The organism is Niallia nealsonii, assembly GCF_002835805.1.
Taxonomy (GTDB): Bacteria; Bacillota; Bacilli; order Bacillales; family Cytobacillaceae; genus Niallia; species Niallia nealsonii.
Window position 1 is genome coordinate 38,779 of the sequence record NZ_PISE01000027.1, and the last position, 20,889, is coordinate 59,667.

At 34.0% G+C, this 20,889-nt stretch carries 16 protein-coding genes; 8 read left to right on the forward strand and 8 right to left on the reverse strand.

The window, feature by feature from the left end; translation table 11 throughout:
• Positions 1-15 precede the first annotated feature (15 nt).
• From CWS01_RS13005 to CWS01_RS13020, 4 genes are read right to left on the reverse strand one after another with little or no spacing between them, the layout of a single operon-like run.
• Positions 16-681 (reverse strand): ABC transporter permease, encoded by a 666-nt coding sequence (locus CWS01_RS13005; protein ID WP_101177635.1) that lies wholly within the window; start codon positions 679-681, stop codon positions 16-18.
• A 15-nt stretch (positions 682-696) separates the two neighbouring features.
• Entirely contained in the window at positions 697-1,617 is a 921-nt protein-coding gene (locus CWS01_RS13010; protein WP_101177636.1) for an osmoprotectant ABC transporter substrate-binding protein, read from the reverse strand.
• A gap of 11 nt (positions 1,618-1,628) precedes the next feature.
• Positions 1,629-2,282, reverse strand: coding sequence for an ABC transporter permease (locus CWS01_RS13015; RefSeq protein WP_101177637.1), 654 nt, complete (start codon positions 2,280-2,282; stop codon positions 1,629-1,631).
• An 11-nt stretch (positions 2,283-2,293) separates the two neighbouring features.
• Complete coding sequence (locus tag CWS01_RS13020; RefSeq protein ID WP_101177638.1) at positions 2,294-3,439, reverse strand: betaine/proline/choline family ABC transporter ATP-binding protein; 1,146 nt, start codon at positions 3,437-3,439, stop codon at positions 2,294-2,296.
• A gap of 477 nt (positions 3,440-3,916) precedes the next feature.
• On the opposite strand from CWS01_RS13020, the gene CWS01_RS13025 reads away from it, so the two are divergent.
• Together CWS01_RS13025 and CWS01_RS13030 are read left to right on the forward strand one after the other, a co-directional pair.
• On the forward strand, positions 3,917-4,552 hold the full coding sequence (locus CWS01_RS13025; RefSeq protein ID WP_101177639.1) for an FMN-dependent NADH-azoreductase: 636 nt from the start codon (positions 3,917-3,919) through the stop codon (positions 4,550-4,552).
• Between the two features lie 569 nt (positions 4,553-5,121).
• Positions 5,122-7,779 carry an SH3 domain-containing protein gene (locus tag CWS01_RS13030; protein WP_101177640.1) on the forward strand — a complete coding sequence of 886 codons (2,658 nt, stop codon included), beginning with the start codon at positions 5,122-5,124 and terminating at the stop codon, positions 7,777-7,779.
• A 132-nt stretch (positions 7,780-7,911) separates the two neighbouring features.
• Here the strand turns inward: CWS01_RS13030 and minD are convergent, their stop codons facing one another.
• On the reverse strand, positions 7,912-8,718 hold the full coding sequence (gene minD / locus CWS01_RS13035; protein WP_101177641.1) for a septum site-determining protein MinD: 807 nt from the start codon (positions 8,716-8,718) through the stop codon (positions 7,912-7,914).
• On the reverse strand, positions 8,719-8,874 hold the full coding sequence (locus CWS01_RS22405) for a hypothetical protein (protein WP_157827650.1): 156 nt from the start codon (positions 8,872-8,874) through the stop codon (positions 8,719-8,721).
• Between the two features lie 479 nt (positions 8,875-9,353).
• On the opposite strand from CWS01_RS22405, the gene CWS01_RS13040 reads away from it, so the two are divergent.
• Both CWS01_RS13040 and CWS01_RS13045 read left to right on the forward strand, forming a co-directional pair.
• On the forward strand, positions 9,354-12,371 hold the full coding sequence (locus CWS01_RS13040; RefSeq protein WP_168714395.1) for an ATP-binding protein: 3,018 nt from the start codon (positions 9,354-9,356) through the stop codon (positions 12,369-12,371).
• A gap of 52 nt (positions 12,372-12,423) precedes the next feature.
• A complete protein-coding gene (locus CWS01_RS13045; protein WP_101177643.1) occupies positions 12,424-13,536 on the forward strand; it encodes a response regulator in 1,113 nt (370 codons plus the stop codon).
• 207 nt (positions 13,537-13,743) lie between these two features.
• Here CWS01_RS13045 and CWS01_RS13050 read toward each other — a convergent pair whose 3' ends face one another.
• Positions 13,744-14,877 carry an NAD(P)/FAD-dependent oxidoreductase gene (locus CWS01_RS13050; protein ID WP_101177644.1) on the reverse strand — a complete coding sequence of 378 codons (1,134 nt, stop codon included), beginning with the start codon at positions 14,875-14,877 and terminating at the stop codon, positions 13,744-13,746.
• A gap of 434 nt (positions 14,878-15,311) precedes the next feature.
• Between CWS01_RS13050 and CWS01_RS13055 the strand changes: the two genes are divergently transcribed.
• The 4 genes from CWS01_RS13055 (at position 15,312) to CWS01_RS13070 (ending at position 19,814) form a co-directional block, all read left to right on the forward strand.
• Positions 15,312-16,754: a C40 family peptidase gene (locus CWS01_RS13055; protein ID WP_101177645.1), complete on the forward strand. Its 1,443-nt coding sequence runs from the start codon at positions 15,312-15,314 to the stop codon at positions 16,752-16,754.
• 451 nt (positions 16,755-17,205) lie between these two features.
• A complete protein-coding gene (locus CWS01_RS13060) occupies positions 17,206-18,129 on the forward strand; it encodes a metal ABC transporter substrate-binding protein (protein ID WP_101177646.1) in 924 nt (307 codons plus the stop codon).
• A 177-nt stretch (positions 18,130-18,306) separates the two neighbouring features.
• Positions 18,307-19,014 (forward strand): metal ABC transporter ATP-binding protein, encoded by a 708-nt coding sequence (locus tag CWS01_RS13065; RefSeq protein ID WP_101177647.1) that lies wholly within the window; start codon positions 18,307-18,309, stop codon positions 19,012-19,014.
• Positions 18,960-19,814 (forward strand): metal ABC transporter permease, encoded by an 855-nt coding sequence (locus tag CWS01_RS13070; protein ID WP_101177648.1) that lies wholly within the window; start codon positions 18,960-18,962, stop codon positions 19,812-19,814. The genes CWS01_RS13065 and CWS01_RS13070 overlap by 55 nt, the downstream gene beginning before the upstream one ends.
• 45 nt (positions 19,815-19,859) lie before the next feature.
• Here CWS01_RS13070 and CWS01_RS13075 read toward each other — a convergent pair whose 3' ends face one another.
• Complete coding sequence (locus CWS01_RS13075) at positions 19,860-20,825, reverse strand: NAD(P)-dependent oxidoreductase (protein WP_235852055.1); 966 nt, start codon at positions 20,823-20,825, stop codon at positions 19,860-19,862.
• Between the last annotated feature and the right edge of the window lie 64 nt (positions 20,826-20,889).

A 20,889-nucleotide genomic window follows, 5' to 3' on the forward strand; every position in this document is an offset into this window, starting at 1 on the left:
TATGCAATGGTGTAATTAGTGCAATTGTGGTATTTTTTTCGTTTTGACAGGTGATAATATCTTCTCAAGGAATCCGAGTGCCAAGTCAGCGATTACTGCCATTAGAGCGGTCGGTATCGCTCCTGCTAGAATAATGGCTGTTCCATTTGTTGCATTCGTACCCCGAACAATAATATCTCCTAATCCACCGGCTCCAACAAATGTTCCAACAGCGGTAATTCCAATAGCGATAACTAAAGCTGTTCGTAATCCTGCCATTATAACAGACAATGATAACGGCAGCTCAACCATCCATAATACTTGGGATTTTGTCATTCCCATCGCTTTTCCCGATTCCAAATAAGCGTGCTCAATACTTGTTATGCCTACATACGTATTGCGGAGAATAGGAAGCAGGGAATAAAGGAATAAAGAGACAATGACGGTATTTGTACCAAGCCCTATTACAAGCATTAAAATAGCAAGCATGGCAAGGGCGGGAATGGTCTGGATTACATTGGTAATAGAGAATATCCAGGAGCTTAACTTGCGATATTTCGCAATAAAGATTCCAAGGGGAATAGCGATAATGCTGGCAAATAATACACCGTAAATGGACATTAAAAAATGACGGTAAAATTCATATAGAACATAAGATCCATTTTGGCTGTAGTATGTTCCCAACTGCTGTAATACTTCCATTATAGTACCTCCTTTTTAATCAAAATAATGATTTTCTTGTAAAAAATCTTTTGCTACAACGGAAGGTTCTTTTAAATTGCCATCCACTTCATAATTTAATTCTTGCATTTTTTCTGTAGTAATAGTTCCAATTAACTTTTGCAGATGTGCTTCTATCTCAGGATACTTTTCTAAAATTTTTTCATTTACTACCGGCGCACAATCATATGGCGGAAAATAGTTTTTGTCATCTTCTAAAAGCTGCAAATCATATGCTTTAATGCGCCCGTCGGAAGAATAAGCTAAAACAATATCCATTTTTCTATTTTTAACAGCATCATACACAAGTCCTATTTGCATAGGATAGGTATTGCCAAATTCAAATCCATATGTATCGATAAATCCTTCATATCCGTCACCTTCTCTTTTTAGCCAAGCATTGTCGACGCCAAGACTTAGATTATTAGCATCATTTTTTAAATCAGAAATCTTTTCATAGTGATTTTCTTCAGCAAGTTTTTTTGTAACAGTGAATGCATACGTATTTTCAAATCCATAAGAATCAAAAAATTTGTAGCCATACTGTTTATGGAATTGTTCCTGAACTATTTTTAATGCTTTTTCTGGATTTTTTTCCACTTTTTGACTAAGTACACTAGTTAAATCTGTACCAGTATAACGTGTTGCTGCAATATCAACATCTCCGCTTTCCATTGCTTTTTGTTGAACAAAATTGCTGCCGAGATTTTTTATGATTGTCGTATGATAGTCGGTGTTTCGTTCTAGGAGCTGACTAATCATATTAGCGATAATTTCTGATTCCGTCATGCTTTGTGCACCAATTTTGATTGTGTCTTCAGAAGATGAACTTAATCCAGGAAGGGAACATCCGCTTAATAGCACAAAGAAAATAAAAATGCCTAACACCCGTACTTTTGCTGTTATTTTCGATTTCATGTTTCCACTCCTTAAACAGTTTCCTTTATCCCTTTGATTGCTTTAGGTGTTACTTTGTGTTCAATTTTTGCGAATAGATGGTCTATTAAAACAGCCATGATTGTAACAGGTACCGCCCCGAAAATAATATAGGCTGGCTGATATAGATTTAATCCGATGAAAATATAGTCCCCTAAACCGCCACCGCCGATAAAGGAAGCTAACGTTGCCCAACCAATCAAATATACAGAAGAAGTTCTTATTCCTGCCATAATTACAGGAAGAGACAAAGGCAGTTCAACTAAAAATATTCTTTCCCAATTGGTCATGCCAAGACCTTTTCCAGATTCCAAAAGGTTTGGATTTACATCTTTAATGCCAGTATAGGTATTGCGCAAAATCGGCAAGACTGAATAGAAAAACAAGGCAATGATGGCAGGCAGTTTGCCGACACCTAAAAAGGGTATAAAAAAGGCAAGCACTGCTAAACTAGGAAAGGTTTGAACAATATTGACAATTCCAATTACAAAACCTGCTCCTTTTTTCATGCGGGTCAGCACGATGCCAAGGGGAATTGCTACCGCTATGCCTAATAAAACGGCAATTAAACTAATATATAGATGTTCCCATGCCTTATACAATGTTTCCAGCCAGTTTGTTTGCAGAAATTCAATTAGTGTAGTCATATTTTCACCTCTTAAGAATTGGTTGTGATTAGCGCATCTTCAGTTCCCCAAATACTGTCATAAACAATATCAACTAAAGAAGCTCTTGTTACAATTCCAACAAGATGATTCGCTTCGTCAACAACTGGCACATATTTAACACCACGTTTTAGAATTTTTTGGACGGTGTCTCGTATCAGTGTGTCAGCCTGCACTTTATATAAATCAGTTATTAGCAAATCTTTAATTGTAGATGCTTTTTTTCGGTTTTCATCAATTGTTTCGATGTCTACATATCCTTTTAATTGATTATCCTCATCAATGACTAATAAAGAATCCACTCGCTTTTCTTTCATTAAGGCAATCGCATCAGATAAAGATTTATCTTCAGTAATAGAAATAGGGTTTTTATTCATAATTTGCTTAACAAGCTCGACATTTGGTCTTGTTTGAATCAATCGTTCTTTACCTATAAATTCTTCCACAAATTCGTTTTTAGGATTTCGGAGTATTTCGTCAGGTGTGCCAACTTGAACAATTTCTCCAGCTCTTAGGATGACAATACGATCAGCCAATTTAATTGCTTCGTCCATATCATGTGTAACAAACACAATTGTTTTGTCTAATGTTTTTTGCAGGTTTTTAAACTCTTCTTGTAAGGAATCCCTGGTTATTGGGTCGAGCGCTCCAAAGGGTTCATCCATTAATATTAAAGGGGGATTAGCTGCAAGGGCACGCAATACACCGATTCTTTGCTGCTGCCCTCCGCTTAGTTCATGTGGATAACGGTCTAGATATTCTGGTCCCATATCTACTAGCTTCAGCAGTTCTTTTGCTTTTTCTTGGCGTTTATTTTCCTTCCATTTTAATAGTTTAGGCACAAGGGTAATATTTTCTGATATAGTCATATGCGGAAAAAGACCGATAGATTGGATGACGTAACCGATGTGGCGTCTTAATTCAACTGGATTTTTATGAAGGATATTTTCGCCGTTAATATAGATTGCTCCACCAGAGGGTTCAATTAAACGGTTAATCATTTTCATTGTAGTCGTTTTTCCGCAGCCGCTTGGACCGATAAAACAAATGAATTCTCCTTTTTGGATTTCTAGATTAATATTGTTTACTGCATTTTTTCCGCCTTTATATGTTTTAGATACATTTTCCATCTTTAACAATAAAAGCACCTCCTAAATTAATATTTTTTAGGACATACATTCATAAAATTACACCAAGAAATAAAGAAATTGATAACATTAGGTTGCACAATTTTATAATAAAATTCTCTAACAAATAAAACATTTTTTCACAACAAATAGTTTGGAATAAAATTTGGATTATATGGAGGATTCTATTCAATAGCTTTATTTTATTGTAATAATGTATGCCTAAGCCGGGGAGTTATTTATATACCCATACCTAGCAGCTATAAAACCATAATAGATAAAAAAATTTAAAAAGGAGGGGATTGGCAAAAATAGTTGACAAGTTGTCGAAATTTGTGTAAATTTATATTGAATTAAAGATATATTATTTAGAGATATTTAATCCGATAATTTTTGTTATCAAACTATCTCTTTTAAAAGGTAGAGTAATTTCTTATAAAAGAGATAAAATAAAAAGAGTTCGGATTAACAAAAGAAAGGGAGATTATTTTGGCAAAAGTATTATACATTACAGCACATCCACATGATGAAACTGCTTCTTTCAGTATGGCAGCAGGGAAAGCTTTTATTGAAGAATACAAAACAGTAAATCCAAACGATGAAATTGTTGCAATTGATTTGTATAAAGAAAATATTCCGCATATTGATGCAGATGTTTTCAGCGGCTGGGGAAAACTTCAATCAGGCAGTGCATTTGATGCATTATCTGCAGAGGAACAAGCAAAAGTTTCACGCCTTGGCCAATTAAGTGATCAATTTGTTGGAGCAGATAAATATGTATTTGTTACACCACTTTGGAACTTTTCATTCCCTCCAGTAATGAAAGCATATCTTGATTCTGTAGCAGTTGCAGGTAAAACGTTTAAATATACTGCAGAAGGTCCTATTGGATTATTAACAGACAAAAAGGCGCTTCACATTCAAGCACGCGGAGGCTTCTATTCAGAAGGTCCTGCAGCTGAATTGGAAATGGGCCATAAATATTTAAGCATTATCATGAACTTCTTTGGAGTACCTTCATTTGAAGGATTATTTATCGAAGGTCATAATGCACAGCCAGATAAAGCGCAAGAAATCAAAGAAAATGGAATTGCAAGAGCAAAAGATTTAGCACACACATTCTAATATAACGCTACTAGCAAAAGAGGTTATCCTAATGGGGATAGCCTCTTTTTTATTTCTATTTAACGGGCTTTTCAGCACCGTCATCTCAAGAATTAGGAGTAGAAACAAGAAATATAGGTAGGTAGAAACTTGCCCACTGATTAAAGTCTGACTTTACTAATGATTCTCCTGACAAGATTTTGGAAAATATCCGAATTTTCTAAAAAATTAAGAGGCTTTTCTAGAGATATTTCGGAAAGAATTATAATTGTTATCTATTCTTAAATGAATTGTAAAAATAATAAAATTAGTCTGTAAAGACGGTTTTTTACAATGGGATATATAATCGGGAATAATATTAATGACTGCTAGCAAAAAACACACAATTCATAAAGTGGTCATAATTATCCATCTGGTTTTTCGAAAATGTGACTATAGTATTATATACGTGAAGTTTATTAGATAATAAGATAGGTAATATATAATAAATGGTTTGTTTTATGCTATATTTAAATTAAATTTTTATTAAAATACATGCCGATAGTTCCTATTTTGATTTTTTGGTTCTTTAGTAACAGGAGGAAATACCTATGAGAAAAATACTTGCACCAGGAGTAATAATAGCTTCTTTAACTGCACCAGGACTTATTCACCATCATGTACACGCCGAGTCGCTAAAAGTGGCGTATGTCAATATTGAACAAAATTCTACATTAAATGTGAGAAAAACCCCATCTACCTCTGCTGCGATTGTAGTTACTCTAAAAAAAGGGGCAGAAGTTACTGTTTTATCAGTGGAAAACGGATGGACTAAAATTTCAGCAAATGGCAAAACAGGATATGTAAGTTCAGCTTATTTAACCGCAAAACAGCAATCTGCAACTACTACAACTACAACTAAATTTGTTTCCGTTGATGCCGAATCTTCTTTAAACGTAAGATCGCAAGCTTTTACAACAGCAAAAGTAGTTACGACGGTAAAAAATAATACAAAAGTAGAAGTGTATTCCGAATCAAATGGTTGGTCGAAAGTGAAAGTTAATGGAAAAACTGGTTATGTTGCAGCCAAATATCTGAAGAATACTGTAAATGAAAACACAACAAAATCAACAGCACAAGTAAGTAAGACACCAGCAGAAACAAAAGTCGCCAAGTATGTGAATGTCAGCAGTGGATCTAATTTGAATATGCGCATAAAGCCTAATGCAAATTCATCTGTTATTGTCAAATTAGCACGAGGAGTTCAGGTGACAGTTTATTCCGAAGCAAATGGCTGGTCCAAAATTAAAGTATACGGAAAAGAAGGCTATGTGAATTCTAGTTATTTATCAGCTTCTAAAATTGCGACTACATCCTCATCACATAACGTTGAGGCAAGTGTGGCAAAAAGCAAAACAATGTATGTGGCAGTTGCAGAAAAGTCAGCCTTGAATATGAGAAATAGTGCAAGCACTAAAGGCAGTGTTATAAAGACATTAAGCAGGGGAATGAAGGTAGAGGTTCTTTCTGAAGCAAATGGCTGGTCAAAGGTGAATGTGAGCAGCAAGACAGGCTATGTTTCCAGCAGCTATTTAACGGCCGCCAACCCAATAGCCTCAGTTGAAAAAGACACAGATTCCAATACTGTCATGTATGTTAATGTCACTAAAGGTTCCGAACTTAATTTGAGGAAATCAGCTTCTACAACTGGCAGTGTAATAACAAAATTAGCACGAGGAACAAAAGTAGAAGTGTACTCTCAGAATAATGGCTGGTCCAAAATAAAAGCAAATGGCAAAACAGGTTTTGTAAATAGCAAATACATAACAAAAACAAAAATTAGCGCTGATAATAGTAATGATTCCAGCAGTGAAAGTTCATCAGAATCCTCTGTAACGAAATATGTAAATGTCAGTGAAGGTTCCTCCTTAAATATGCGCCAATCTCCAACTGCTAGTGGAGCAGTTGTAAAAAAACTAGGAAGAAATACAAAAGTAACTGTATTATCCGAATCAAATGGTTGGTCTAAAATAAAATCCGGCACGCAAACCGGCTATGCAAGCTCAGGCTATTTATCTGCTAGTGCAGTAGGCTCGGTAGTCGAAAATGATGCAGATAAAGTGCCTAAGTATGTTAATGTAAAAACTGGTTCTACATTAAATATGCGCAAACTTCCTTCTGCTTCCGCGGAAATAATAGCGAAACTGGCAGCTGGTACAAAGGTGGAAGTTTCTTCCGAATCAAATGGATGGTCCAAAATTTCAGCAAATGGCAAAACAGGATATGTAAGTTCGGATTACTTAACTACTGAAAAAGAAACAGATACAGGAACGGATAATAGTGAAGTAACTACTGTCTATCAAAATTACAGCTTTACTGTTAATAAAATGACAGATATTCAAATGAGTGTTAATCCACAGACCGATAAGCAGTATAGTACATATATTAGAGAAGATGCTCTTAAATTGAACTCTTCAGATGCGACAAAGGCAACAGTCGTTGGCGGCAGCTGGAGATTAAGAGGAGGAGCTGGAACAAATTATTGGGCTGTTACGAATGTAAATGGTGGAACGGTATTAACGATTCTTGAAAAAGTAAAAGGAACAGATGGATATAACTGGTATAAGGTTAAAAATACGCAAACATGGGGAAATGCAAGTAAGGAAGATACGTCTTATTATATCAATCCCCAAAATTTTGTTTCCGATAAAGTGACGTCTTTGCAGTTTATTAAACTATCAGAAACAGCTAATATAAAGGATCAAGAAGTAAATGAAAAAATATTAATAGGAAAAGGAATCCTTGCAGGAAAAGCTTCTTCTTTTGTTACAGCAGCAAAATCTTATGGTGTAAATGAAGTATATCTTATTTCCCATGCGCTGCTAGAAACAGGAAACGGTAAGTCTTCTTTAGCAAATGGTGTAACTTACAATGGAAGAGTGGTATATAATATGTACGGTATCGGTGCATATGATGGAAGCGCTGTTGCTAGTGGTGCTAAATATGCTTATAATGCTGGATGGTTTACACCAGAAGCTGCCATTATTGGAGGCGCGAAATTTATTGCTCAAGGATATATAAATGCAGGACAGGATACTCTTTATAAAATGAGATGGAATCCAGAAGCTGCAGTTAATAAAGGAGTAGCTACACATCAATATGCGTCAGATATTGGTTGGGCTACTAAACAAGTTAATCAAATTTACAACCTTTATAGTTTGTTAGATTCCTATACAATGAAAAAAGAAATACCAGTATATAAACAATAATCTTTTTTGTAAAAAGAGTGGTCTTTTCTTAAAGAAAGGACCATTCTTTTGTGAATAACTCATGCGGTATAAAGCTTAAATAGCTATGAATTATTACAAACTCCACAGAGAAAAACAAAAATGCATTCTATTTTAGTGAGATAGTCTCATTCTATTTAATTTGCGCTGAAAAAAGCTTCTATTTAAAATAGAATGTTTTGGTTTTTTATTTTCTATTTCATCATGAAATGGAATTTCATGTCCACATAATTTGCTTGCGATGCGTCGATACAACAGTCCGCTTTTTTGTGATGGGTCTAAAACGACGGGTATTCCTTTATGAACAGAATAAATGATTTGAGAATCTGCGGGAAGAACTCCCAATAGATCAATATTTAATAAATTTAGTATTTCTTCTAAGCAATGTTTAGTTGTTTCTACTAAGTTCACCAAAAGCTGGACCTTTTTTTCTGGATAAGATTCTAGTATACCGATTACTCGGTCTGCATCTTGTAGAGCTGTCTTATCTGGCGTAGTAACAACGATTGCTTCATCACAAGCGTTAATCGCATGAATAAAGCCTTTTTCTATGCCAGCTGGCGAATCGATTAGAATAAAATCATAATAAGACCGCATTTCTTTTATTCGCTCTGCTAAAATATGCTCATCAATTTCAGATGAGTTTTTTGATTTACTCCCCGGAATAAAATGGAGATTTTTTGCTTCGCGGTGTCTTATAAGCACATGATGCAGAGAACAGCTTCCTTCTAAAAAGTCATTGATGTCTAAAATGATTCTGTTTGTAAGACCTAATGGAACATCTAAATTCCGCAAACCAAAATCCGCGTCGATTAAACATACTTTATATCCTTTTAGAGCTAAAGCAAGTCCTAAGTTTGCAGTAACGGTTGTTTTGCCAACTCCGCCTTTTCCTGATAAGACGGCTATTGTTCTTGTCATTTAACTGCCTCCAGTTTTTTTATAATGATGATTGATTTCTAATGATTTAATTAATTTTTGCTGTAATTTTTTTTTATTATGTAGTCGGGTTCTATTTGCTAAATAGTTTCTTGTACACCACCATATGAGCACAAGGAGGAGAACTAGCAGAATCATTTTCTTGCCCCCTATTTTAAATTATTGGCTTTTCCATCAGCTTCTTGGATAAACATCTGGTTTATTCATGTGGTGTATATTTGGCATATGATAAGAGGATGATTTACATTATATGATAATACTACAATCCCCTTAAAGTAAATCGAAAAAAAGATAAAACAGAAAGTATATAGTTATTTACTAGTGATTTCTGGGATTAATTGGATATATATGCATCTTTGTTCTTATTCTCTTCTCTCCAATATACTCTAAAAAACTTAAAAAAAACTTAAAGATCATTTTATTTGCTGTTTTTATATAGATTGTTGCTATTCAGACTACTACGTTTTTCTTCCTCTATATTATATGTTAAAAAACAACAAATTTTGAGAAAACAATCTTTCTTTTTTAAGCGGTTATTTTGACTATATTGATTTTCCTCTTCTACCTATAAGATAATAGAAAATACATTAGGTAGTCGAAAAATGAAGGGGATATTAATGAAAAAACTGCTTGCGTTTGTACTTACTATTATTTTATTTGCCATTGTCGGATCCATTGCGCTTCATGATTTTGAAAAGGAGACGGCATATCTTACAAAAGCTGTTAATGGAAGAATAGTAGTCAATGATTTTGATTTGCAAGATAATAATGTTATTGAGTTAAAGGGAGGGTGGGAGTTTTTTCGAGATAAGCTGTTATCCTCTAAAGATATAGCAGAAATTGATAATATCAAGTCTGAGTATGTACCTGTATCGCAGAACTGGAAAGACATTAGCGGCACAAATACAGGTTATGGAATAGGGACATATCGATTAATTATTCATGTAGAAAATCCATCTGGGATTTATGGACTGAAAATAAATTCTATTCAGATGGCTCACAAAATGTATTTAAATGGCCAATTAATCGCACAACTAGGAAATCCCGGAGAAAAAAAAGACTTCATTTCAAAAAATATCTCATATGTTCACTATTTACAGCTGAAAAAAGGAGACAATGAGTTAATTATTCAGGTTGCGAATTTTATTCATCTGCCAACAGGCGGGATTAACAAACCAATTTTTTTAGGTAAGCAAGGAGCTATATCTGATTTAAGAGATCGTGATTTGATAATCGATTGCATGACAATTACTTCTTTTTTTATTATGGGATTCTTTTTTGGGGGGCTGTTTTTTCAGAGAAGAAAAGAGTTTTATCTGGTACATTTTGCGTTCGTTTGCTTATTTATTGGATTGTATCAGTTTGTGCATGGAGAAAAAGTTATTTATTTTCTTTTTCCGACTATTTCATACCCGTCTGTATTGCGGCTACAATATCTATCCTTATGCGGAATTACAATTACCGTATATTCTTATTTGCTGACAGCACATAAACAATATGCTTCGAAAAAATGGGTATATCTATTTATTGGATTAAGTGGATATATGTTGCTTTATGATCTTTTATTTGTAGAAAAAGTATCAGGGGTCTTTGTGTTTATGCATACAGTATTGGGAGCAATTTCTCTATTTTATGCTTGTTATATTTTTATTCAATCGACATTGTCAAAAGAAACAGAAGGCTATTATTTATTGTTTGCTGCTATTTCTATAGCTGCGTATACAATGCTTGAGAATATAAATGCATATACAAATACATACATAGCTAATTGGGTTAATCTATTGCCGCTGGTTGCACTGATGATGTTTTCCCTTTTATTATCATTAAGGTTTATGCTTGCTTTCCGAAAAATTGAACACTTATCGACAGAACTAATAAAAACTGATCAAGTGAAAAATGAATTTTTAGAAAGAACAACACATGAATTTCTTACGCCATTAACCGGTATCCGCCAAATTACAGAATCGATGCTCAAAAGCAAAGAATTGTTAGAAGAGAATAATCTGCAAAAAATGGAATTAATTCGTTCTTTAAGTTTTCGTTTAACGATGCTTGTCCATGAGATTTCAGATTTTGTTAATTTAAAACAAGGACTATTAAAAATGGAAAAAGTGATAGTTGACGTACATGCGACTATTACGATTGAGATTAGTATTTTTCAAATTATCGCACAGCAAAAAAAAGTTAAGATAGTGAATCAAGTTCCCGCAAATACTCCATTTATTATTGCGGATGAAAATCGTTTTCGGCAGATTGTCGGCAACCTTCTTGATAATGCTGTGAAAAATACCCATGCTGGAGAAATTATTGTTTCTGCTGTGCAAAAGGGGAATTATGTAAATATTATAGTGAAAGATAATGGAGGTGGCATGGGTCAAAAAAAATTAGAGCAAGTAATGAATCTTCTTCATCATAATATGGAGTCAGATCATTTACATGGTCTTGGACTAAAAATTGTGAAACAACTATTAAATCTGCAAGATGGAAAAATTACAGTTGTTTCAAAAGAAGGAGAAGGGACAGTTGTTACTTTTTCTTTGCCTATGTCGATGCAGTCTAAAATTCCGTCATATAAGGCTAGAAAAAATACAGAAAATGATAGAAACTTTTTTCAGATGGCTACACCATATTTTTCAAAAGTTAAGGCACCTTATACAGTATTACTTGTTGATGATAGTGATGCATTTTTAAAAATAATGGCCGACATCATTGAATCTATTCCTGCAAATGTGATTGCGGTAAAGGATGGGTGTGAGGCTCTTTCGATTATGAACAGAAACGCTCAGATTGATTTAGTTGTAGTAGATTTAGTTATGCCGAAAATATCGGGCTATGAATTAAGCAAAAAAATCAGAGAAAATTACAGTTTAGTAGATTTGCCTATATTGATGATGCTGGAGTCATCCTATCACACTGATAAAATCAATATTTTGCAAATGGGTGCAAATGATGTAATCAATAAACCATTTGATTATGCGGAATTTGAGGCGCGAGTTAAAAATTTATTAATGATGAAAGAGGCAGTGAATCAATCTATTGCAATGGAAGTAGCGTTTTTGCAGTCACAAATTAAGCCCCATTTTTTATTTAATGTATTAAATACAATCAATGCACTTAGCTATACAGATATTGAACAATCGCGAGAAGTGACAGAAAATTTTGCAGAGTATTTAAGAAACAGCTTCGATTTTCATAATACAAATACGCTGATTCCATTTGAAAAAGAAATGCAGCTTATAACATCTTATGTGGAAATTGAAAAAATGCGCTTTCGAGATCGCATTCATATACAATATGATATAAAGGTAAAAGATTTTATGGTGCCGCCATTAATCGTTCAGCCGGTAATAGAAAATGCGATAAGACATGGCATTTCTAAAAAGGCAGCAGGCGGATTCCTCTTTTTTAGTGTAGAGCAGAAAAAGAAACAAATTATGATAACCATAGAAGATACAGGGGTAGGGATGTCGCCGGAAACGTTAGCTTCTATTTTTTCTTCCGCAGCAAGGGAAGGGCATGTTGGTTTGAAAAATATTAATAAAAGGTTAAAATACTATTACGGTACAGAATTGCAAATAACGAGTGAAGAAAATAGTGGAACAAAAGTAGTGTTAGAAATTACAGATTTGAAATAGGAAAAACAGAATAAATGCGTCATTTTTTTAGGCGGAAAAGTTGGTGAATAAGATGAATATATATATTGTAGACGATGAGGCAAGTGCATTAGATGTTCTAGAAATAAAAATAAAAAAAATAGTCAAATTCACTTCTGTTCTGATAAAAAAATTTACAAATCCTGTTGAAGTGTTAAATGAAATAAAAAAAGGGGCTGCTGTTGATGCTGTTTTTTTGGATATTGAGATGCCAGGATTAAATGGAATAGAACTAGCAGAAGAAATTAAACAAGTAAACACAGAAATTGACATTATTTTTTTAACCGCATACAACGAATATGCGGTTAAAGCATTTGAATTATATGCACTAGATTATTTGCTGAAGCCTGTTAAAGGTGAGCGGCTGCAAAAAACATTGGATCGAGTTATTGCAAAAAAAGTAATTGGAAGTAATATGGAACGAACCGAGATTTTCGTTAAATTTATGAGAAGGTTTGAAATTATTTATAAGGAAACAACTTCACTAAATTGGAAAACATATAAAGTGAAAGAATTATGTGCCTATTTTTTTAATCAACAAGGGATATTTTTAGATAAAGAAAAAATAATTGATGATATTTGGCCTGACGTAAATTATGAGAAAGCGAAAGTGAATTTTTATACTTGCATTTCTTATTTACGGAAAATGTTTCGTGAAATCGGGATGCCAGAAATACTACAAAAAAATGGAAACGGATATATTATGAAATTAACCTTTTCATCCGATTTAGAAGAACTGTATACTCTGTTAGTAAAATTGAAAAAAAATCTAGAGTGTACGGAAGAAGAGTGTTATAAACTTGTGTCATTATATCCAGGAGATTATATGGAGGAAAATGATTATCTATGGATGCGCGACAGACAAAATCAAATAAGGGAAGAATATTTAGTCGTCCTCGAAAATCTAGCAGAAAAACAGGCAGAAGATAATAAAGAATTAGCGATTTTCTTATTAAATAAAGCAATTGAAATTAACCCGTTTAGAGAAAAATATTATCAATGTTTGCTGCAGCTATATACTTTATTAAAAAGAAAAACAGAAGGATTGAATATTTTTAAGCAGTTGGAATCTATTCTTCAAGAAGAATTCCATATTCCTCCATCTGTAGAAACGCTGGAACTAGTGAAGGTTTTACGGAGTTTATAAAAAAGAAGCAATGATGATTGGAGAATTAATCATCATTGCTTCTTTTTTTGCCTTTAGCATATTTTACGGGCTTTTGACCCCCACTTTGAGATTAGGAGGGGAAATGAGAAATCTAGATAAGGAGGAACTTGTTCGTAAAAAAGCCTGATTAGTTTAACTGACAATCAGTGAGATGCGTGGAAAACCCTCACTGATTAAAGTTTCACTTTATTTAGCAGATTCGTTATTTTCTATTATGCAATCATCTACGTTGTAATCAGAAAAATTTATATCAGGAGTATCCAATAAATATTTAGCAAGCTGCTGTCCGATAAAAGGACCCATTGTTAATCCAGAAGCACCTAGTCCATTTGCGACAAGAAGTCCATCTTTTCCTTTGATCCTTCCAAAAACGGGAAGGAAGTCTGGGGTAAAAGGGCGAAATCCCACTTTTGTCTCTAAAAAAGTACTATCAATTAAGCCGGGGGCAAAGAGCAGTGCTTTGTCTATTATTTCCTTTATGCCTCCGACGGTTATTCGGTAATCGAAATTTGTGTTATTTTCATGAGTTGCCCCGATTACAATACGATTATCTTCTAGTGTAAGAATATATTGATCGTGTGGAGGCATAATAACAGGCCACTTATGGCAATCAATATTTGGCAACTCAAGATGTACAATTTGTCCCTTTTGCTCTGTTATTTGAAAGGATATATTTAATGGCTGCAATATATGATTTGCCCAAGCTCCTCCTGCAACAATGACTTCATCTGCCAAGATATTTCCATTTTTTGTTTGAACACCAATGATTTTGTGCTTATCTGTTAATAAGGTACAAGTTGCTTTCAAATAATGGGCACCTAGCTTTTTGCTTGCAGAAATAAGCGAATTTCTTAAAGCTTGGCCATCTACTCTAGCAGCCCCGCTTACATGAACTCCCCCATATCCATCAGCAAGAAGGGGAAATAGTGCTTTTGCTTGTTCTGGACTAAGGATGGAAACATCACCGATTTCAGGTGCTTCCACCTTTCTTTTTAATGTCCTTTCACACATTGCTTCTAGTTTTGCTAGATCAGAATGGAGGCTGATTGCGCCAACTTTTGCATATCCTGTTGCTAATTCTTGATAGGACGCTAATTCATCTATTAATGCAGGATAATATTTCGCGCCATTTCGTGCTAATAAATACCACCTCTTATTTCTTCGCTGGGAAATCCATGGACAGATTATGCCGGCTGCAGCTGTGGTTGCTCGTCCAGAGTGCTCACTATCAATAATGGTGACAGAAGCTTTTCTTTTTGCCAATTCAAATGCAGTAGCAGCCCCTAATATTCCGCCGCCGACAACAATTACTTTTTTCATTTGCTAAACATCCTAACATAATAAAATATAGTCTTTTGTTTCATATGAAGATTTGAATATACAATTCAATTATTTATTATAGCGGAAATGGACAGCAATGTTGAATGATAGAAAGTTGTATTCTTGAAAGGAAGAATATATGAATTATTAGTGAAATTATGCAGAAATATTTCATTTGAAACATAATTGTAATATTTCTATTACTTAAATGACAAAATGTGATGTTATACTTCTAATTATGACAAAAGCTGTTTTGGTCCTAAATATAAAGTCGAACAGCTACATAATAATTGGTCTTTTGTAGAAGAAATGTTATAATTTATAAAGTCTTTTAAATTTTGGATAATACATATATAACTACCTACTATCAAAATGTGAAACGTATATAGATTGCTAGATAAAAAGATACTGAGAGATGCAGGGGGAAAAATAAAATGTTAAAAAAGAAATGGATCGCACTTAATACAACGCTAGTGATTGGTTTAGGGAGCAGTTTTGCAATACCCGCAATTAATGTTAATGCTTCTACATTGCAATCACAACAGTCGGATATCTCGCAACAACGTTCGGATTTACAATCACAAATATCAGATGCGGAAATTAAAATCGTAGAAGCAGAAGAAGAGTTAGCATCACTTACTCAAAAAATCAACAGAGTCGATGCTGCAGTAGAAGCGAATACAGCAGAAATTAAGGAAACAAAAGAAAAAATTGAAACGACAAAAAAAGAGATTGCTAAATTGGAAACAGAAATTAAAGAATTAAAAGATAGAATTGAAAAAAGAAATAATATTTTAAAAGAAAGAGCTCGTACTTTTCAAGAAAATGGCGGCAGTGTGGATTATGTAGAAGTATTGCTTGGAGCGGCAACTTTTAAAGATTTTGTTGACCGTGTAGGAGCAGTTGCTACTATTATGGAAGCAGACCAAGATATTATTGCTGACAATGAAAAAGATAAAAAAGATTTAGAAACAAAACAAGGCAAAGTAGAAGATAAACTTTCTGGCTTAAATGAGATGAAGCTTGACTTAGAAGAAATGCAAAAACAAATTCTTGCACAAAAAGAACAAAATGAACAATCCAAAAAAGAATTAGAACAAAAGCAGCAAGCAAATAAGGCAGCAAAAGCTCAATTAGAGCAAGAGGACAGCACACTTGCATCAAAAGAAAGTGAAATTAAAGCAATGCTTGCAAAGAAAAAACAAGAGGAATTAGATGCTTTAGTTAAGTCAACAGTAGGAAGCAATGTTTCAAGCGATTCAAGTACAGCTAATACAAGTACTTCAACAGATAACTCTAGCAAATCAAACACAAGTACAAATTCTGGATCAAGTGCAAATACAAGCTCAAATACAAGTGCAAATACAAGTGCAAAATCAAGCTCAAATACAAGTGCAAAATCAAGCTCAAATTCAAATGCAAGCAGCAATACAGCTTCTGAAAGCAAAAAAGATTCTTCAACAAAAATCAATACAAGCAATAACAGCGTTGGCGGCGGCAAGTCAACAGTAATTACTGCTGGCTACAAATATATCGGCAACTCTACTTATAAATTTGGCGGCGGAAGAACAGCATCGGATATTGCAAATGGATTATTTGACTGCTCGGGATTTGTACATTGGGCATATGCACAAGCAGGATACAGTGTTGGTTCAAGTACAGATGCTTTAAAAAATCAAGGTACAAGAGTTTCTGCAAGCGATATTCAGCCAGGAGATTTAGTTTTCTTTGATACGTATAAAAAAGATGGACATGTTGGAATTTACGTAGGCGGCGGCAAATTCATCGGATCTCAAAGTTCTACAGGTGTTGCGATTGCGTCTATGACAAGCGGTTATTGGAAAGGTGTATTTAACGGCAGAGTAGTAAGATTCTAAAGAATTCCTATTATAATAGAAGCATTGCCTAAAGTTAGTCAATTAGGTAATGCTTTTTATTATGTTTATTTTATCGAGTAAGAATCTGACTGGTTCAACTAACAATCAGTGGGGGATGGAGAGCCCTCCCCACTGATTGAAGTTTCACTTTATATATACCCGAGATTATAGGAAACATGCCTATGTTTACGATTATTTTTTGTGGAAATACTGGTAAGAGAATATTAATTATGTAGATATCTTCGCTTATAAACAGAACATAATTAGTGAATATATGGTAAAAAAATAATGTATAAAATCTATTGATTTATTAAAAAAAATAGGTTAAAATCAATAATCGTAATCGTTATGATTTGCTAGTAAGATAATTTTATTGATAAAAAGTTTTTTTACATAATATAAATCGTAATCAATACGAAATGATAGAAGGATAAGGAATGGGGAGAGAAAGATGAAGGGATTAAAACCACTTGTGATTTGTTTATTGGCCATTGTTTTTATAACAGGCTGCAGTAATAAACAGACAGATTCAACAGATAAGAATAAAATAGATATTGTTACGACATTTTATCCAATGTATGATTTTACGAAAAATATTGCTGGCGATAAAGCAAATATTACATTATTAATTCCGTCTACTATTGAGCCTCATGATTGGGAGCCAACACCTAAAAATGTAGGGGATATACAAAAAGCAGATCTATTTGTATACAATAGTACAGATATGGAAACATGGGTTCCAACTATTAAAGAATCATCATCTGGGTCTAATGTTGAATTTATAGAAGCAAGCAAGGGGATCACATTATTAGAGAATCATGAGGAGGAAGAAGAGCATGAGCATAGTCATGATGTAGATCCACATGTTTGGCTAAGCCCAGTTCTTGCTATCAAGGAAGTAGAAAATATAACAGCTGCATTAGTGAAGGTAGATCCAGATAATAAAGCATACTACAAAAAAAACAGTGACGCATATATTAAAAAATTACAAAATTTAGACCAAAAGTTTAAAGTTGAATTAAAAAATAAAGACACCTCTGAATTTATTACCCAGCATACGGCTTTTTCTTATTTAGCAAATGAATATAATTTAGTTCAGGTGCCAATTGCAGGTCTTTCTCCTGATCAAGAACCGAGCGCAGCAAAACTTGCTGAACTAAAAGCTTTTGCAAAAGAGCATAAGGTAAATGTTATTTATTTTGAGGAATTGGCTTCGGCAAAAGTGGCGAATACACTAGCAGAGGAATTAGGAGCAAAAACAGAGGTGCTAAATACATTAGAAGGATTAAGTAAAAAAGACCAAGAAGCAGGAAAAGATTATATTTCAATAATGGAAGAAAATTTAAACCAGTTGAAAAAGTCTCTTTTTAAATAATGGTGTGATATAATAGATAAGCGTGTGTGAGAAGCCTATCCACACGCTTTTTCTATGTTAAGTTTTTTATCTTAAAGCAACTGAATTTGAATAAATGAGGTTAACAAAACAAACGGAAAAGAAACTACAGATAAGATAATATATATCTATTAAATAATGAGAAGGGAGCCTGTAAAAATGAAACTTGCAACAATTAATAATCTCAAATTTGGCTATGATCATATACCAGCACTTGATGGTGTGTCTTTTGAGTTAGATGCAGGAGAGTTTGTAGGTATTACTGGTCCAAATGGTGCATCCAAATCAACTTTATTAAAGCTCTTATTAGGTTTATTAAAGCCTTGGTCTGGTGAAATCATCATTAGCAAAACAAATAGCAGCGGAAAAAAATTAACCATTGGATATGTTCCTCAATCCATATCATCTTTTAATGTAGGTTTTCCAAGCACTGTGCTAGAACTTGTGCAATCTGGAAGATATCAAAAGAAAAAATGGTACCAACGATTAACCGATAAAGATCATGAAGCAGTAAAAAGAGCCCTAGAAATGGTAGATATGTGGCAATTTCAGCATAAAAAAGTGGGGGATTTATCTGGGGGACAAAAACAAAAAATTATCATCGCAAGAATATTAGCGTCTGAACCAGATTTATTAGTGTTGGATGAACCGACAACGGGTATGGATGCTGTCAGCAGAAAAGGCTTTTATGAATTTATGAAGCATCAAGTAGTGCAGCATAATCGTACGGTTGTCATGGTGACGCATGATCAAGATGAGGTAGAAGATTATTTAGATAAAATTATTCATATTGAGAAAGGAGAGAAGGGTGGATGGAAATGTTTAACCTTGAATTCATGCAAAGAGCGTTTTGGGCAGGCGGAATGATTGCCATTATTGCACCGATTATTGGTATATTTTTAGTGCTGAGAAGACAAGCGCTTATGGCAGATACATTGTCCCATATTTCTCTTGCTGGTGTAGCAATAGGGTTCTTTTTCCATATGAATATTACCTTCTCTAGTATTATGATTGTTATATTAGGGGCTTTAGGAATAGAATTTATGAGAAGAGCCTATCATACGTATTCAGAAGTATCTGTTGCAATTTTAATGGCTGCTGGTCTTTCTTTAGCCTTATTCCTTATGAGTATTTCTCAAGGAGGAATGACTGCCAGTATGGATCAATTTTTATTTGGCAGCATTATTACCATTACAAAGCAGCAGGTAATGGTATTAGGGGTTGTAACAGCAATTATTATTTTATTTTTTATTACATTAAAACGTCCGATGTATTTGATGACATTTGATGAAGATACGGCAGCGACAAGTGGTGTTAATACAAATTTATTATCGATTGCCTTTAGTATTTTAACTGGAATAGCGATTTCTGTTATTATTCCAACAGTAGGCGTTTTATTAGTGTCAGCATTATTAGTCCTTCCAGCAGCATTTGCTATTAAGCTTGCTAAAGGGTTTAAATGGGTATTTGTTGTGGCAATAGCTGTCGCTGCATTCAGCATTTTTACAGGACTCTATTCTTCCTATCAGTTAGGCACTCCGCCAGGTGCAACGATTACTTTGCTAATGGTAATATTATTGTTGATTGGTTTTATGATGCAGAAATTATATGTGCATTTTAAAAGAGCGGCGAATAAAAAGAGATATTTAAAAATAGAAGAGCAGTAAGACAAAAAAGATCCAAAAATACTGGATCTTTTTTTGTTTTTGCTTCTAATAGCCTTTTTGATAATGTACAGCATTTACTGCCACTGTGCTGTTTGTTAGATATGTTTTTAAATTTGGCAAAAATATATCTTCTATTACACGTTTAGCATAATGTTCAGTTGATCCTGATGTATGTGGAGTAATAATGACATTATCCATTTCCCAAAGAGGGCTTGTCTTTTTTAATGGTTCTGTTTCAAATACATCAAGACCCGCTCCTGCGATATCTCCGTTGCGAAGGGCTGCTATTAAATCTTCCTCGCTAACAATTTCCCCACGACCTATATTAATGAAAAAGGCTGATTTTTTCATTTCTTGAAATAACGTTTTGTCAAATAGATGGCGAGTATCATCGGTTAATGGCAATGTGACAACAATATAGTCGCATTCCGGAAGAATGCTTTTTAAATCTGATTGTTTATACATCTCATCTACATATTGCACCGGTTTTCCTGAATGGCGAACACCCAATATTTTCATGCCAAATGCTTTTGCTAGTTTTGCTGTTTCTTGTCCAATTGCTCCAACTCCGATAATGCCAATTGTTTTATCATGCATTTCAAGTGTATTGTTGCTGTCATCCCATACTTTTTGCTGCTGATTTTTTACATATGTATGGATGTTTCTTGTAAGTGATAACATTAAAGCAAAAACAGTTTCTGAGATAGGATAGCTGTGTACACCATTTGCACTTGTTAGTTGGATCTTTTGTGCTGCCAATTGCTTTAAAGGCAAACTATTGACACCAGCACTCCATGTTTGGATCCACTTCAGCTGTGCGTTGCTCCATAATTTTGTTTGATCCCATTTGCTGCGCCAACCAATGATAACTTCAGCATCTTGCAGGTGCTTATCCCAATCAGCAGGAGTGTTCGACATATATATATTCCAATCGGGGATAGCTGCTTTTATTTGTTTAAGCAGTGATAGCTCTAATTCATATGTAATCAGCAGTTTTCTTGATACAGTCAAATAATTTCACCTCTCTAAAATAGTTGGACTATTTTATTATATCAAAATAAGGCAGTCAAGGGAT

Bases quoted from the DNA above. Each gene is read 5' to 3' on its own strand.
- CWS01_RS13005 (WP_101177635.1), bottom strand. From the start codon at position 681: ATGGAAGTATTACAGCAGTTGGGAACATACTACAGCCAAAATGGATCT.
- CWS01_RS13010 (WP_101177636.1), bottom strand. From the start codon at position 1,617: ATGAAATCGAAAATAACAGCAAAAGTACGGGTGTTAGGCATTTTTATT.
- CWS01_RS13015 (WP_101177637.1), bottom strand. From the start codon at position 2,282: ATGACTACACTAATTGAATTTCTGCAAACAAACTGGCTGGAAACATTG.
- CWS01_RS13030 (WP_101177640.1), top strand. From the start codon at position 5,122: ATGAGAAAAATACTTGCACCAGGAGTAATAATAGCTTCTTTAACTGCA.
- minD (WP_101177641.1), bottom strand. From the start codon at position 8,718: ATGACAAGAACAATAGCCGTCTTATCAGGAAAAGGCGGAGTTGGCAAA.
- CWS01_RS22405 (WP_157827650.1), bottom strand. From the start codon at position 8,874: ATGATTCTGCTAGTTCTCCTCCTTGTGCTCATATGGTGGTGTACAAGA.
- CWS01_RS13040 (WP_168714395.1), top strand. From the start codon at position 9,354: ATGAAAAAACTGCTTGCGTTTGTACTTACTATTATTTTATTTGCCATT.
- CWS01_RS13045 (WP_101177643.1), top strand. From the start codon at position 12,424: ATGAATATATATATTGTAGACGATGAGGCAAGTGCATTAGATGTTCTA.
- CWS01_RS13050 (WP_101177644.1), bottom strand. From the start codon at position 14,877: ATGAAAAAAGTAATTGTTGTCGGCGGCGGAATATTAGGGGCTGCTACT.
- CWS01_RS13055 (WP_101177645.1), top strand. From the start codon at position 15,312: ATGTTAAAAAAGAAATGGATCGCACTTAATACAACGCTAGTGATTGGT.
- CWS01_RS13060 (WP_101177646.1), top strand. From the start codon at position 17,206: ATGAAGGGATTAAAACCACTTGTGATTTGTTTATTGGCCATTGTTTTT.
- CWS01_RS13065 (WP_101177647.1), top strand. From the start codon at position 18,307: ATGAAACTTGCAACAATTAATAATCTCAAATTTGGCTATGATCATATA.
- CWS01_RS13070 (WP_101177648.1), top strand. From the start codon at position 18,960: ATGGAAATGTTTAACCTTGAATTCATGCAAAGAGCGTTTTGGGCAGGC.